Raw genomic sequence first — 14,469 nt, forward strand, 5'->3', positions numbered from 1 at the left:
CATCTCCATGGAAGGTTAACGAATGGTGCCCGAATCGTGAACAGTGCCCCGTGTGCCGCGTGACGACGGGTTGAACGTCGGGGAGCAGTGCCGGATGCCCCTACGCTGGGTGCATGCCATCGCCCCAGCTCGCGCTGTTCGCGCTCGCCGTCGGCGCCATCATCGGCGCGGGAACGGTGCTGCTGGTGACGTGGGCCTATCGCGTGCGACTCCAGGCGATCCAGGAGACCTCTCCGTCCGTCCCGACGGGGATCTCCGAGGTCCTGGCGGGCATGGACGATGCCGCCTGCATCCTGGACGCCTCCGGGCTCGTGGCCGCCACGAGCGCGAGCGCCGCGCGTTTCGACATCCGCACCGGTACGGTACTGGAGAACGGCGAGCTGCGTGCGCTCGTGCGCGGTGTGCGCAGCAGCGGCGTCAGCGAGACGGAGACGCTGCGGATATCCGCGGGCTCGACGCTGGATCCGCGGCTGGTGTCCGCGCGTGCGAGCGTCGTGGGCACACGGCTGACGCTGCTGATCATCCGGGATGTCACCGAGCGTGAGCGGCTGGACCGGATGCGCACCGACTTCGTCGCCAACACCGGTCACGAGCTGAAGACGCCGGTCGCCTCGGTGAGCCTGCTGGCGGAGGCCATCGACTCCGCCGCGGACGATCCCGCACAGGTGCGTGTGTTCGCGACGCGGATCATGGCGGAGGCGGACAGGCTCAGCCGGCTCACGGGGCGCATCATGAGCCTGTCCCGGCTGCAGGCAGACGAGAGCCTGGCCCAGGTCGAGCCGGTCTCGATCGACGAGGTCGTGCTGGCCTCCATCGAGGCGCATGCCGTGCAGGCGGACTCCGCCGGTGTGGAGCTGATGCGCGGCGGCGATCGCGGTGCGTGGGTGCGCGGTGATGCGCAGGTGCTGGTCGAGGCCGTCGGCAACCTGCTGGCGAACGCCATCGCCTACTCGCCGCGGGGCTCCCATGTCGGGATCGGGGTCAAGATCGACGGCGATGTCGTCGAGATCGCCGTGACCGATCAGGGCATCGGGATCTCCGAGGACGACCGCGAGCGCATCTTCGAGCGCTTCTACCGCGCCGATGATGCGCGTTCACGGCGCACCGGCGGGACGGGACTGGGCCTGTCGATCGTGAAGCACGCCACGCAGCGGCACGGCGGCGAGGTCCGGGTGTGGTCGCGTCCGGGGAAGGGCTCGACCTTCACCATGCGACTGCCGCGCATCGACGCGCCGGGGCTCGCCGAGGGGAAGAAGTCCCGCAAGAAGCACCGCAAGAAGATCGGCAGGAAGACCGTCGAGAAGATCGAGAAGAAGGCGACCGGTCGGCGAGGGCACGACAGTGCCCCTGCCGCGGCCGCGGGAGAGGGAGACTCCGCATGACCAGGATCCTGCTCGTGGAGGACGAGCCCGATCTCGCCGACCCGCTGGCCTACCTGCTGCGCAGGGAGGGCTACGAGGTCGAGATCTGTGAGGACGGCCCGGGTGCACTGAGCGCATTCGAGGAGCACGGCGCCGACGTCATCCTGCTCGACCTCATGCTCCCCGGCATGCCGGGCACCGAGGTGTGCCGTCGGGTGCGCAGGAGATCCGCAGTGCCCATCATCATGCTCACCGCGAAGGACTCGGAGGTGGACATCGTCGTGGGCCTGGAGCTGGGCGCGGACGATTACATCACCAAGCCGTACTCGTCGCGGGAGCTGCTGGCGCGGATGCGCGCGGTGCTGCGCAGGGTCGCTCAGGCGACCGACGACGTCGACGAACGGGTGCTCGAGGGCGGGCGCGTCACCCTGGACATCGATCGGCACACGGTGGCCGTCGACGGCCACGAGATCAACATGCCGCTCAAGGAGTTCGAGCTCCTCGAGCTGCTCATGCGCAACGCCGGCCGGGTGCTCACCCGAGGGCAGCTCATCGATCGGGTGTGGGGCAGCGACTACTTCGGCGACACCAAGACGCTCGACGTGCACATCAAGCGCATCCGCTCCCGCATCGAGCAGAACCCCGCATCCCCCGTCATGCTCGTGACGGTGCGCGGTCTGGGCTATCGGTTCGAGGGCTGAGCGCGCCGGAGGCCGGCCCCGCCGGGGCCGGCCTCCCGCGCCTGACGTGCGATGCGGTCACTCCGCGTCAGGGGCGAGATCCGCGTACGACGGGAGCGAGGCGTCGAGGACGGGGACGCTCACCGGGTCGGCCTCCTCGCCGCCGGAGCGGAACAGCATCTCGACCGTCGCGCCGGGTTCGACGCCGAGGCCCTCGATCAGCAGCGGATCCTCGTCGGCGCCGAGGCTCACGGCATCCTTCGCGGGGACGCGGACGGTGAACCGCCTGCCCTCCACATCGATGCTCACGGACGCGGTCTCGTCGCCCTCGTTGACGAAGGCCGCGACGAGGTTGCCCGCCGAGCCGTCGTCGGTCGCGATGATCAGCGCGTTGCGCACCACGACGGGACCGCCCGTGGCGTCGACGTTCACGCCGTCCGAGGCCGGGTATTCGATGGTCGTGGCCTGATGGGTGAGGAAAGTGCAGCCGGAGGCTCCGAGCACGATCGTCGTGCCGAGCGCGACGGCGGCGGTCAGGCGCGCGGCGATGGACGCAGCAGAGCGCGAGTTCACGGAACCTCCTGGGATGCAACGGGTGGACCCGTCCATTCTAGTGGGTCGACGACCTGTCTCCGAGACGTTTCGAGAGGGCCCGGAGGCCTGTGGGCGCAAACCTTAGTGCATAACCGCTGTGGTATGCTGGAGATTGCCGAAAGGACACGTTTTTATGCTTTTTGAGGTAGGCGAAACCGTCGTGTATCCGCACCACGGGGCTGCGACGATCATCGAGGTCAAGGACCGCGTGATCAAGGGGGAGACGAAGAAGTATCTGAAGCTCAACGTCACTCAGGGCGATCTCATCATCGAGGTTCCCGCCGAGAACGTCGACCTCGTCGGCGTGCGCGACGTCATCGGTCAGGAGGGCCTGGACCACGTCTTCGAGGTGCTGCGCGCACCCTTCACCGAGGAGCCGACCAACTGGTCGCGTCGCTACAAGGCGAACCTCGAGAAGCTGGCATCGGGCGATGTCATCAAGGTGAGCGAGGTCGTCCGCGACCTGTGGCGCCGCGACCAGGACCGCGGCCTGTCCGCGGGGGAGAAGCGGATGCTGGCCAAAGCCCGTCAGATCCTCGTCTCCGAGCTCGCGCTCGCCGAGAAGATCGACGAGGAGAAGGCCGGGGAGCTGCTCGACGAGGTGCTCGCCTCCTGAGCGCGACCCGCTGAACGTCCGAGGAGGGCGGATGCCGTGGCATCCGCCCTCCTCGTGTCTGCGCGGACGGTAGCGTGAGAGCGTGACTGCGCACTCCGCCCCCACGACCGCGATCATCATCGTCGCCGCCGGCTCCGGCACGCGCCTGGGACTCGGCGTTCCGAAGGCCTTCGCCGACATCGACGGCCGCACCGTGCTCGCACACGCGCTGGACGGCGTGCTCGCCGCGCGGCCCATGCACGTTGTCCTCGTCGTGCCGCACGGGCACGAGCAGACGGCGGCCGCCGACCTGGCGCGGATCGGCGAGGAGCGGCCGGTGACGGTCGTCGTCGGCGGGAGCACGCGCCAGCAGTCCGTCGCCGCGGGCCTGGCCGCGCTGTCCGAGGACGTCGAGGTCGTGCTCGTGCATGACGCGGCCCGCGCCCTGACGCCGTCCGCGCAGATCGATGCGGTCGCCGCGGCGGTGACCGCCGACACCGGCGCGATCCCCGCGCTCGCCGTGATCGACACGCTCAAGAGAGTCGACGGGGATGCCGTGGTCGAGGCCGTGGACCGGTCGGTGCTGGTGGCCGCGCAGACGCCGCAGGGCTTCCCCCGTGCGGCGCTGGAGGCCGCGTACGCCCGCGCTGCGGCCGAGGGGGAGGACCACACCGACGACGCGGCGCTGTTCGCCGCGGCGGGCGGTGCGGTGCTCCGCGTCCCCGGCGATGAGCGGGCGTTCAAGATCACCACGCCCGCCGATCTGCACAGGGCGCGGATGCTGCTGCATCCGGCGCAGGGGCTCACCGCCGCGATGCCGAAGATCGGCGTGGGCACCGACGTGCACGCCTTCGGGGGCGAGGGCGCGCTGTGGCTGGCGGGGCTGGAATGGCCCGGCGAGCAGGCGCTGTCCGGGCACTCCGACGGGGACGTCGTCGCGCACGCCGTCGTCGACGCGCTGCTGAGCGCGGCAGGGCTCGGCGACATCGGCGAGCACTTCGGGACCGCGCAGCCGGAGTACGCCGGCGCCCACGCCGACGTCTTCCTCGCACGCACGGCGCGGATGCTCGCGGAGGCCGGCTGCGCGATCGGCAGCGTCTCCGTGCAGTTCCAGGGGAACCGTCCGCGCTTCAGCGCGCGCAGGGCCGAGGCGGAGGCCGTTCTCTCCCGGGCCCTGGGCGGGGCATCCGTCTCGGTCTCGGCGACGACGACCGACGGTCTCGGATTCCCGGGACGGGGCGAGGGCATCGCCGCGACGGCTGTGGCGCTCGTGGTGCCGTTGCCCTGACGTCCGGCGGTTCTTCGCAGATCTGCGCGAATCCGCAGAGAATCCGGGGTTGCGGTGCAGGGGCTGCGGATCTGCGACGTTGTATCGGCTGGAGGGCGCGTGGGGCACCGCCCCGGTAGTCTTGTGCGGTGACGATCCGCCTGTATGACACCCGTGCGCAGCAGTTGCGCGAGTTCGTGCCGCTCGATGACTCGAACGTGACGATGTACGTGTGCGGGGCGACGGTGCAGTCCGGTCCGCACGTCGGACACGTGCGGGCCGCGCTGAGCTTCGACGTCCTGCGGCGCTGGCTGGAGCACCGGTTCGGACGCGTGACGTTCGTCCGCAACGTCACCGACATCGACGACAAGACACTGGCGAACGCGACGGACGCCGAGCCCTGGTGGGCGCTCGCGTACCGCGTGGAGCAGGAGTTCAGCCGGGCGTATGCCGCGATCGGCATCCTTCCGCCCACCTACGAGCCGCGCGCGACGGGGTTCATCCCGCAGATGCAGGAGCTCATCACGAGGCTCATCGAGCGCGGCCACGCGTATCCGGCACCGGACGGCTCCGGCGACGTGTACTTCGACGTGCGCTCCTGGCCGGCGTACGGCGGACTGACGCATCAGTCCGTGGATGCCATGGAGGCCGCGGCCGATGCGGACCCGCGCGGCAAGCGCAACCCGCAGGACTTCGCGCTGTGGAAGGGCGCGAAGGCCGATGAGCCGGAGGATGCCGTCTGGGCGTCCCCGTGGGGTGCGGGGCGCCCGGGATGGCACGTCGAGTGCTCCGCCATGTCGCGGCGCTTCCTCGGCGCGGAGTTCGACATCCACGGCGGCGGCCTCGATCTGCGCTTCCCGCATCATGAGAACGAGCTGGCGCAGTCCGCGGCCGCCGGCGACGGGTTCGCCCGCTACTGGGTGCACAACGGTCTGATCACCGTGAACGGCCAGAAGATGTCGAAGTCGCTGGGCAACTTCACCCTCGCGAAGGACTTCCTCGACGGCGTGGATCCGATGGTGGCGCGGTACGCGCTGCTGGCCGCCCACTACCGGTCGAGCCTCGACCTCGGCAGCTCGACCGTGCAGGAGGCGGAGTCGGCGCTGGGGCGGATCCGCTCCTTCCTCGACCGCGCCGAACGCGCCGCCGAGCGGAACAGGGCACGGCGCGAAGGGCAGGACCTCGCGCAGCAGGAGATCGAGTACATCCCCCTCATCCCCACGGAGTTCGGCGCGGCCATGGACGACGACCTCGGCGTGCCGCAGGCGCTGGCCGTGCTGCACGAACGTGTGCGGCACGGGAACCAGGCGATCGACGACGGCGATGACGTCGCGGCCGAGCGCGCGCTGCACGAGGTGCGCGCGATGACGGGTGTGCTGGGGCTCGACGGCGCACAGGGAGCCTCCGGAGGCGACGATGCCTCGGCCTCCGCTCTCGACTCCCTCGTGCGCACGATGATCGCCCAGCGCGCGCAGGCGCGGGCGGACAAGGACTGGGCCGCGGCGGACCGCATCCGAGATGCGATCGCCGCGGCGGGGATCACTCTGGAGGACACTCCGGACGGAACGCATTGGAGCACAGATGGCTAAGCCAGGGCGCCCGGGAGCGAGCGGCGGCAGGAAGAAGGGCGCATCCAAGGGGACCGGCGGGCACGGCCGCAAGTCCCTCGAGGGGCGAGGGCCGACGCCGAAGGCCGAGGACCGCAGCTGGCATGTGGCCGGTAAACGCAAGGCGGCGCAGGAACGCTACGCGGCCGCCGGCGGGAAGGGGCGCATCGGACAGAGGCCGCAACCCGGAGCGAGCGGCGGCCGTGGATCGCGCGGCGGTTCGAGACCAGCCGACGACACCGAGACGGTGACCGGCCGCAACTCCGTCCTCGAGGCGTTGCGCACGAGGATCCCCGCCACGGCGTTCTACATCGCGCAGCGCGTGGAGATGGACGACCGCATCCGGGAGATGCTGGCGATCGCCCGGCATCGGGAGATCCCCGTGATGGAGGTCACCAGACAGGAGCTCGATCGGATGTCGGGCTTCGACGGGGTGCATCAGGGCGTGGCGCTGAAGGTGCCGCCGTACGAGTACTCCCATCCCCAGGACCTGCTCGAGCGGGTGATCGATCGGAATCAGACACCGCTGTTCGTCGCGCTGGACGGCATCACCGATCCCCGCAACCTCGGTGCCATCATCCGCTCCACCGCCGCGTTCGGCGGGCACGGGGTGATCCTGCCGCAGCGACGCTCCGCCGGCGTGAACTCCGCGGCCTGGAAGACCAGCGCCGGAGCCGCCGCGCGCATCCCCGTTGCTCTCGCCTCGAACCTCACCGCCATGCTCAAGGAGTTCAAGAAGCAGGGCGTGTTCGTGCTGGGCCTGGACGGTGGGGGAGACGTGGCCCTGCCGTCGCTCGAACTCGCCGATCGTCCGGTCGTGATCGTCGTGGGCTCCGAGGGCAAGGGCCTCTCGCGCCTGGTCACCGAGACCTGCGACCAGATCGTGTCCATCCCGATCTCGGCGGCCACGGAGTCGCTGAACGCCGGCATCGCGGCATCCGTCGCGCTGTATCAGATCTCCACGGTGCGCGCCGCGGGCCGAGAAGGCGACGCATGATCTGATCACCGCGCATCCGGAACCGGACCTTGAACCGGGTCGCAGAGCCGTTGCGCGTCCGCCACGGCCGCAGCCTCCCGTCCGGTCGGAGCTGTCCGAGGACAGCCCTTCTCGATCGCTGCGGTAGAGGGGGAGCACACCGGCAGACATCGTGACGGCGGCGACGTGCTGATGAGTGCCGCCGACGGCACTTCCACGACCTCCGGCGTCGACGTCCCGATCGGTTCAGACCAGGTCGCGCCAGTCGATGGCGTCGGTGTCGTCGGAGACCGCGACGGACCCCGTGACGACCGGCAGGCTCATCGTCTCCGTCGGCGGGCCCATGATGGTCGCCTCGTCGCGGCGATGCCGCAGGACGTCGTTGATGTAGCTGGTGAGCACCTCCGCCAGTGGCACGGATCTGCCCTGGGCCTGGGAGAGGTACCAGCGATGCTCGAGCACCTGGTGGTACACCTCGGCGGGCTCCAGCTTGGCGCGCAGATCGAACGGGATGGCCCGCACCACGGGCTCGAAAGCACGGGTGAGCCATTCGTGTGCGTAGATCTCCTCATCGCCGAGATCCTTGTTGGAGCGCACCCGGAACTCGTCCAGGTCGTTCAGCAGGCGCCGGGCCTGGTTCTCCTCCACATCCAGACCGGTCAGCCGCAGGAGCCGGCGCTGATGATGACCGGCATCGACGACCTTCGGCTGGATGCGCACGGCTGTGCCGTCCGGGGTCGTCTCCATCGACATCTCGTCGATGTCGAAGCCCAACTCGTTCAGCTTCTGCACGCGCTCGGTGATCCGCCAGGCCTCGTCGACGCCGAACGACTCCTCGTCGGTGAGCGCGTTCCACAGCGAGCGGTACGAGGAGACGATGCCGTCCGCGATCTCCAGCGCGTTGACGCCGCGCTCCAGACGGCCTCCCGCGGCGAGGTCCATGATCTCGCCGGCGATGTTCGTGCGCGCCAGCTCCAGGTCGTACTCTCGCTGCCCGTCGCTGAGGCCCTCGTCGTGCAGTTCACCGGTCTCCGCGTCCACCAGGTAGGCGGCGAAAGCCCCGGCATCCCGGCGGAACAGAGTGTTCGACAGCGACACGTCGCCCCAATAGAAGCCGACGTTGTGCAGCCTCACCATCAGCAGCGCCAGCGCGTCCACGAGCCGGTCGGCGGTGTCCGGTCGCAGCACCTGCGTGAACAGAGCGCGATAGGGCATGGAGAACTTCAGGTGCGAGGTCACCAGGGCCGCGGGCAGCGGCCTGCCATCGGCATCCGTCCGCCCGGCGATGACGGCCACGCGACTCACGCACGGCACGTCGTGCCCTGCGAGGCTGCCGAGCATCTCGTACTCGCGCTGGGCCATCTGCTCGGTGGTCTCCTTGACGGCCACCACGCGGCCGGAGAGATCGGCGAAGCGCACCAGGTGCCGCGAGAGGCCCTTCGGCAGTGAGACGATGTTCTCCGAAGGCCATCTGCTCAGCGGCGTCCGCCAGGGCAGTGCCAGCAGCCCGGGGTCGGTGCTGCGGGCACTGATCCGCAGCGACTGCTTCTTCATGATTCCTCCGGGCGGGAGACGACGCGGCGCGGGCGACCTCGTGAGGTCGGCCCGCGCCGCGCTGCTGGAATGTCAGGCCGAGACGACCGGCTGCTCGTTCAGGCGCTCGCCCGACTCGATGTCGAACAGGTGCACGTGGCCGGTGACCGGTGCCAGCACGACGCTGTCGCCCGAGTTGGGGTGACGACGGCCGTCGACGCGCGCGACGATGTCGGTGCGCTTGCCGTTGATGTCCGCGTGACCGTAGAGGTAGCCGTCAGCGCCGAGCTCCTCGACGAGGTCGACCGTGACCGTGAGTCCCTGGCCGTCCTCGGGGGCGACGACGATGTCCTCCGGGCGGATGCCGACCGTGACCGAGGCGCCCTTGGCCTTGGCGATGGCCGCGCTCTCGGCCGGGACGGTCTTGGAGCCGAACTGCACCCCGCCCTCGGCGAGGGGCAGCTCGATGAGGTTCATGGCGGGAGAGCCGATGAACCCGGCGACGAAGACGTTGCTGGGGGTCTCATACAGCTCCCGAGGCGAGCCGACCTGCTGCAGGACGCCGTCCTTGAGCACGGCGATCCGGTCGCCCATGGTCAGAGCCTCCGTCTGGTCGTGCGTGACGTAGACGGTGGTGACGCCCAGGCGGCGCTGCAGCGACGCGATCTGGGTGCGGGTCTGCACGCGCAGCTTGGCGTCGAGGTTCGACAGCGGCTCGTCCATGAGGAACACCTGCGGCTGGCGGACGATGGCGCGGCCCATCGCGACGCGCTGGCGCTGACCACCCGAGAGGGCCTTCGGCTTGCGGTTGAGGTACTCCTCGAGGTCGAGGAGCTTGGCCGCCTCGAGCACGCGCGCTGCGCGCTCCTCCTTGTTGACGCCGGCGATCTTCAGGGCGAAGCCCATGTTCTCGGCGACGGTCATGTGCGGGTACAGCGCGTAGTTCTGGAACACCATCGCGATGTCGCGGTCCTTCGGCGGCACGTCGGTGACGTCGCGATCACCGATGAGGATGCGGCCGGCGTTGACCTCTTCGAGGCCGGCGAGCATGCGCAGGGACGTGGACTTTCCGCAACCGGAGGGGCCGACCAGAACGAGGAACTCGCCGTCGGCGATCTCGATGTTCAGCTTGTCGACCGCGGGGCGGGTGCCGCCCGGGTAGATGCGGGTGGCTTCGTCGAACGTAACGGTTGCCATTGCTTTCTCCTTCACCGGCAGGTACGTGCCGGACGATCCGTTGTGATGGAAGCGGCAGGATCTCACCCGCCGTGACCCGCCGTCGGGTCCAGACCAGTATGGCACGCTCCCGGGCGTCTGGGTATTTCCCAGACTGCCTGATTAACATCGGAACCGGCGCCGCACCCGTAGCGGCCATGGGAACACCCGCCCCCGATCTTTCAAGAGGAACGATGTCGAGCGACGAAACGCCGAACCTCCCTGCTGCGCGCAACACGCGGGACGCGGTCAGGGAGAAGGCCCAGCGCGTGCGCGCGCAGCAGTCGCGTGCGCGTCTGATGCGCAGACTGATCATCGGCACGGTCGCCGTCGTGGCCGTCGGCTCGATCGGCGCAGCCGTCGCGTTCGCGGTCGGCTCGTCGATCTCGAAGCCGATGATGGACCCGAGCGGCATGATCGACGACGGCGTCACCGTGAACGACATCACGCTGGCCTCGGGCGACGCCGCCGCCACCTCTCCGGACGCGGTGCCGACGCCCAGCGAGGCTGCCGCGACCCCCACGCCGAAGACGACGGAGACCGCGGTGGATCCCACCGAGATCCACATCTACGTCGACTACCTCTCCGCGGGCGCCTCTGAGTTCGAGAAGGCCAATGCCCGCCAGCTCGCCGGCTGGATCAAGGAGGGCGCGGTCACCGTGACCTACCATCCCATCGCGCTGCTGACGGCCAGCTCCAACGGCACGAAGTACTCGCTGCGCGCGGCCTCCGCCGCGGCGTGCGTGGTGACGTACTCACCGGACCAGTTCTTCGACTTCAACCACGAGCTGCTCACCGACCAGCCCGAGATCGACAGCGACGGCCGCAGCGACGAGGACCTCGCGAACCTCGCGGTCGCGGTCGGTGCGGAGAACGTCAAGAAGGTGCGTTCGTGCATCGAGGACCAGGACTTCGTCGGCTGGGCGAAGGACGCCACGGCGCGCGCCCTGGAGGGTCCGCTGCCCGGGTCGAAGGATCTCAAGCTCACGAACGAGGCGCTGATCATCGTCGGCGGCGAGGCGTACGTCGGCGCGCTCGACGATCCTGCGGAGTTCTCGCAGTTCGTGCTCACGACGGCCAGCGACCAGTACTACGGGGCGACGGAGCCGACGCCCACACCGACTCCGCCCGCGACGCCCGTGCCGACGGAGTCGCCGGAATCCTGAGCCGTGTGCGGCAGGAGCCGCCGCCGTCGCTATGCTTGTGACGGTTCGCCGACTTAGCTCAGCTGGTAGAGCACCTGTCTTGTAATTCTGTTTGTGCTCGAATCAGGTGTTACTGCGGGGTATCGTGTCTTCCGCTCGCCTTACTCCCGACTGTTCAGGCGCGATCACAGAGGCTCATCCCGAATCGTTGAATCTGCGGGGTAAATGCGGGATTTTGCGGACTCATGATCTCGGCAACCTCTTCATCGGTGAATGGGCGAGACTCACCGAATGGATGCGGCTCAGGTGAGTCAAATGACTCACGTACATCTCGGTCAACAGTCTTCTGACTCACGCCGACGATGGGGCGATTGCGGAGTGCTTGTCGACACAACGGGCCGGGACGTCCTCTGTGCGGCCTTGTAGAGCCGTACGACGCGACAGAAAAGAGCATCAGTTTTCGCAAAATCGGCCTCGTGCTGTGTCCGTTCGGAACGCTATGTTGACTCCGTGGCCGGAATCGACATCCCGACGTTGCTCACTAGCGTCGGTGGGAGCTTGATCGTCTCCTATATCGGCGTCCGTTACTTCACCGGGGCGAAGATCCAAGCCGAACGATCGGATGCCGCGCGCCGGGGGCTGCGCGCCGTCGTTGGTCCGTGGCTCAAGTCCGCGTCGTCGTACGTGCAGCGACGGAAGCGCACGCCCGCGCGCGAGCTTGGCGTAGCTCATACGCAGGACGCTGTAGACGCATTGACTGTGTTGCGTTTGGCGGAGGACCTGCCGATCTGGCGTCGCGCCTTTGTCCGCCGTCGCTGCCGACGAGTGTTCGGGAAAGAGTGGGTTGATATCGCTGACAGAGAGCTGCTGTCTGCGGGCGAGGCACCTGAGAGCAGCTGGCAGATCACAGGCAGTGCCCTGTTTGCGAACTTCGACGGCGATAAACCGCCCGTGACGTTCACAGACGGGTTGATGCACCGTGCTTATGCGACGACCGATCAGCAGGTTGCGAAGAAGCTTGTCCGCGAACTCCGAAAACTTCGAGAGGCGTACTAACATCATCGCAGCGAAGTGCAAAAAAGGCGGGGCCAGTAGTCCGAAGACCACCAGCCCCGCCATGCTTCTGGATCATGCCGCCCCTGTCTGCGCCCAGCCGCCGTCAGCATCGACCCGGTACATGAAACGGCGATCGAACTCGTGCCAGTGCTCACGCGGCACGTATCGGAGAATGGTGCCGCCCCAGATCTCGAAATCGGGTCCGTTGCGCCAGTGCCAGTCCGGTAGAACATCGCGGAGATCCAACCGTGCCGGCTCCACCTCGACTGATGACTCCAATCGCCTAGCCATCACGCCTCCCTTCCCCAACGGCGCATCGCCGCCCGCTGATGACGAACACTCTTACTGGAAGATTCGCCATCGACATCCGGCAGGCGGATCGCCTCAGCCGTCCGAGACATCGCCGCGTACTGCAACCGCAGCTCAGCAACCAGTGGGTTCACCTTCGGCTCGCCCTTTGCCGTCTTCGTCAGATAATCGGCACCAGCGAGCGCGACCTCCAGCTGCTCGATGTGCTTCGCCTGACGCTCGAGGATGCCGAGCAGAACAGTCTCACGTTCATCCCACGCCCAGCCCTCGGGCAGTGCCTTCTGGATCGTCCCAGCCGGGTCGAACCTCTCCATGTTCCTAGCCATGATTCCCCAATCTGCGGCCCGTGACCGTGACGTATCGGCCCTTCGAATACCGCTCCACCTTGAGCCCGTTCTCGAGCCGCCTGGACCCCTTTCCAGCCGCCCCGTGATGCCAGATGTGCACCCCGTTACCGGACGGTGAGATCTCGACCATGAACACGCCCTCGGTCGCGTCGATCAGATCCCACACTCGATCGTCAACCGCGCCATCAGTGATGCAGTCGTCGACATCGATGCACGCGATGCCGTCACCGTTCAGCACGAACCCAACACCGACACCAGCAGCGGATGCCTTCGCGTTCTCGTACGTGGTCCACGTGCTCGCATCGTTCGCCTTCGCCGGATCGCCGTCGACCGTGAGCGGCACCTTCGCCGCGCTCCATCGCACCCAGCGTGCGCGTGAGGTCAGCTCGCCCGGCAGCAGGTTGCGGTGAGCAGCGACCCGGCACCGCGGCGAGCAGAACCGGCCCTTCGCAGACTTCGGCACAAACGATGAACCGCACCATTCGCAGCGACGAGACAGAGCGCGCCGGCGCAACTCGACCGCGACGTCGGCGGCGAGCTTCTGCAGCTCAGCAGTGCTCATGCTCTCGATCCTCATGCAACGATTCTATCAGGTAAAGCGTTACGGCACATGACTAGGAAAGCCGTTCTCAGCGCCTCAGATGCCGTTCTCGACCGGCTGGCCGAAAGTGATATCTAAGTGGCTGAGAACGGCTCCTGCGGCCTCTCAGGGCGGGGTAACGCGAAGGTCCATCGCAATGCACGCGGGATCTTCTACAGCACCTCCCCGCGCTACTGAGGGGGCGGGACGGGGTGCCCCACCCCCTCCGTTGTGGGGTTGCGGCGGGTTAGGCGGGCACGGTGCGTCGGTATCCGCCATCGCTGATGAAAGCTGCTTGACGGAATCGTGCGTATCTGGCTTTCACTTCGGCGGGGGTTGTTGCGATGGTGATGTTCCAGTTGTGTCGTGCGGCTGTGAGCAGCTGCATGTAGAACGTGTTTTCGCGGCTGACTTGCACGGCCTGTGTGATGAGTGCCAGTTCGTGTTCGGTGTGATCGTCAGCGAGTTTCAGGTTGCCGTCGATTCGTGCTTCAGGCAGGTCGTGTGGCGGGTTGACGATGACGAACAGGCGGGGGGTGTGCCGGTCGATGTCGGGGAGCCCCGCGATCTGTTCGAGGGTGTCCGCGATGGTGTGCGCCCGGGTGTAGTCGTCGGGTGCGCCGTGTTTGATCGCGGTGCCCGGGTCGGTGAGCACGTCGAGTCGGAGTTTGTTGAACTCGCGGCCGAGTTTGGTGACGTGTTTGTCGAGGAGGGTGAGCGCTGTTTCGATCATGTTCTTTTCGGCGCGTTCGTGGCGGCGTGACAGTGCGAGGTACGCGGCTTCGTGGATCGCGTCGTTCGCGGTGGCGGATAGGACGGCGGATTGTGCTGCGTCCCACGCCTGCGGGAACTCGTCCGGGGTGCCGCTGACGGCCTTCACTGCGAGGGACCGGGCGTGATCCAGGTCCTCTTGCTTGCGGACGCGCAACAGTTTCGACAGAGTGGCGAGATCTTCGGCGGGTTGCATGGCGGTGGACAGGTCCACCCCGGTCAGGTCCGCGATCTCCTCGATGGTTGTGATGCTCATGGTTGGTCCTCTCAGATGTGGATCGCCGCGGCGATCTCGGTAGCGGTGGGTTCTTCCCACTTCTTCTCGACCGCGTACTTGTGCAACGCGGTTTGTAGTGCGGTGTCGCCTTCTTCGGCTGCGTGTTGTGCGAGCAGGTCGTGTGCTGCCCGGAGTCGGTTGTCGGTCATGGTGTTT

At 67.9% G+C, this 14,469-nt stretch carries 16 protein-coding genes; 8 read left to right on the plus strand and 8 right to left on the minus strand.

The features are described from left to right. Nucleotides 1–113: 113 nt before the first annotated feature. Nucleotides 114–1,382, plus strand: coding sequence for a sensor histidine kinase (locus tag ABD770_RS09810; RefSeq protein ID WP_344819369.1), 1,269 nt, complete (start codon nucleotides 114–116; stop codon nucleotides 1,380–1,382). Then, nucleotides 1,379–2,062: a response regulator gene (locus ABD770_RS09815; protein ID WP_344819371.1), complete on the plus strand. Its 684-nt coding sequence runs from the start codon at nucleotides 1,379–1,381 to the stop codon at nucleotides 2,060–2,062. The genes ABD770_RS09810 and ABD770_RS09815 overlap by 4 nt, the downstream gene beginning before the upstream one ends. A gap of 57 nt (nucleotides 2,063–2,119) precedes the next feature. Here ABD770_RS09815 and ABD770_RS09820 read toward each other — a convergent pair whose 3' ends face one another. Then, on the minus strand, nucleotides 2,120–2,614 hold the full coding sequence (locus ABD770_RS09820) for a DNA modification methylase (RefSeq protein WP_344819372.1): 495 nt from the start codon (nucleotides 2,612–2,614) through the stop codon (nucleotides 2,120–2,122). Nucleotides 2,615–2,768: 154 nt separating this feature from the next. Between ABD770_RS09820 and ABD770_RS09825 the strand changes: the two genes are divergently transcribed. The 4 genes from ABD770_RS09825 to rlmB all read left to right on the plus strand — a co-directional run bounded on the left by ABD770_RS09825 (nucleotide 2,769) and on the right by rlmB (nucleotide 7,101). Next, a complete protein-coding gene (locus tag ABD770_RS09825; RefSeq protein ID WP_298865585.1) occupies nucleotides 2,769–3,251 on the plus strand; it encodes a CarD family transcriptional regulator in 483 nt (160 codons plus the stop codon). An 82-nt stretch (nucleotides 3,252–3,333) separates the two neighbouring features. Beyond that, nucleotides 3,334–4,518, plus strand: a complete 1,185-nt coding sequence (ispD, locus tag ABD770_RS09830) for a 2-C-methyl-D-erythritol 4-phosphate cytidylyltransferase (RefSeq protein ID WP_344819373.1) — start codon at nucleotides 3,334–3,336, stop codon at nucleotides 4,516–4,518. A gap of 128 nt (nucleotides 4,519–4,646) precedes the next feature. Further along, a complete protein-coding gene (gene cysS / locus ABD770_RS09835; RefSeq protein WP_344819374.1) occupies nucleotides 4,647–6,086 on the plus strand; it encodes a cysteine--tRNA ligase in 1,440 nt (479 codons plus the stop codon). Continuing rightward, the gene (gene rlmB, locus ABD770_RS09840; RefSeq protein WP_344819375.1) at nucleotides 6,079–7,101 is read left to right on the plus strand and encodes a 23S rRNA (guanosine(2251)-2'-O)-methyltransferase RlmB; all 1,023 of its coding nucleotides are present in this window, start codon (nucleotides 6,079–6,081) and stop codon (nucleotides 7,099–7,101) included. Before cysS ends, rlmB begins: the two co-directional genes overlap by 8 nt. Nucleotides 7,102–7,326: 225 nt before the next feature. Here rlmB and ABD770_RS09845 read toward each other — a convergent pair whose 3' ends face one another. Together ABD770_RS09845 and ABD770_RS09850 are read right to left on the minus strand one after the other, a co-directional pair. After that, nucleotides 7,327–8,634: a DUF4032 domain-containing protein gene (locus tag ABD770_RS09845; protein ID WP_344819376.1), complete on the minus strand. Its 1,308-nt coding sequence runs from the start codon at nucleotides 8,632–8,634 to the stop codon at nucleotides 7,327–7,329. Between the two features lie 72 nt (nucleotides 8,635–8,706). Further along, nucleotides 8,707–9,810, minus strand: a complete 1,104-nt coding sequence (locus ABD770_RS09850) for an ABC transporter ATP-binding protein (RefSeq protein WP_344819377.1) — start codon at nucleotides 9,808–9,810, stop codon at nucleotides 8,707–8,709. Between the two features lie 212 nt (nucleotides 9,811–10,022). Between ABD770_RS09850 and ABD770_RS09855 the strand changes: the two genes are divergently transcribed. Both ABD770_RS09855 and ABD770_RS09860 read left to right on the plus strand, forming a co-directional pair. Further along, nucleotides 10,023–10,994, plus strand: a complete 972-nt coding sequence (locus ABD770_RS09855) for a DsbA family protein (protein WP_344819378.1) — start codon at nucleotides 10,023–10,025, stop codon at nucleotides 10,992–10,994. A gap of 489 nt (nucleotides 10,995–11,483) precedes the next feature. Continuing rightward, a complete protein-coding gene (locus tag ABD770_RS09860) occupies nucleotides 11,484–12,029 on the plus strand; it encodes a hypothetical protein (RefSeq protein WP_344819379.1) in 546 nt (181 codons plus the stop codon). Between the two features lie 72 nt (nucleotides 12,030–12,101). Here ABD770_RS09860 and ABD770_RS09865 read toward each other — a convergent pair whose 3' ends face one another. The 5 genes from ABD770_RS09865 to ABD770_RS09885 form a co-directional block, all read right to left on the minus strand. Continuing rightward, nucleotides 12,102–12,275, minus strand: coding sequence for a hypothetical protein (locus ABD770_RS09865; RefSeq protein ID WP_344819380.1), 174 nt, complete (start codon nucleotides 12,273–12,275; stop codon nucleotides 12,102–12,104). Nucleotides 12,276–12,319: 44 nt separating this feature from the next. Beyond that, nucleotides 12,320–12,652: a hypothetical protein gene (locus ABD770_RS09870; protein WP_344819382.1), complete on the minus strand. Its 333-nt coding sequence runs from the start codon at nucleotides 12,650–12,652 to the stop codon at nucleotides 12,320–12,322. A gap of 4 nt (nucleotides 12,653–12,656) precedes the next feature. Beyond that, nucleotides 12,657–13,247 (minus strand): hypothetical protein, encoded by a 591-nt coding sequence (locus tag ABD770_RS09875; protein ID WP_344819383.1) that lies wholly within the window; start codon nucleotides 13,245–13,247, stop codon nucleotides 12,657–12,659. Between the two features lie 265 nt (nucleotides 13,248–13,512). Continuing rightward, the gene (locus tag ABD770_RS09880; RefSeq protein WP_344819384.1) at nucleotides 13,513–14,292 is read right to left on the minus strand and encodes a hypothetical protein; all 780 of its coding nucleotides are present in this window, start codon (nucleotides 14,290–14,292) and stop codon (nucleotides 13,513–13,515) included. Nucleotides 14,293–14,303: 11 nt separating this feature from the next. Further along, the gene (locus ABD770_RS09885; protein WP_344819385.1) at nucleotides 14,304–14,462 is read right to left on the minus strand and encodes a hypothetical protein; all 159 of its coding nucleotides are present in this window, start codon (nucleotides 14,460–14,462) and stop codon (nucleotides 14,304–14,306) included. Between the last annotated feature and the right edge of the window lie 7 nt (nucleotides 14,463–14,469).

Origin of the sequence: Microbacterium soli, from assembly GCF_039539005.1 — a bacterium.
Taxonomy (GTDB): domain Bacteria; phylum Actinomycetota; class Actinomycetes; order Actinomycetales; family Microbacteriaceae; genus Microbacterium; species Microbacterium soli.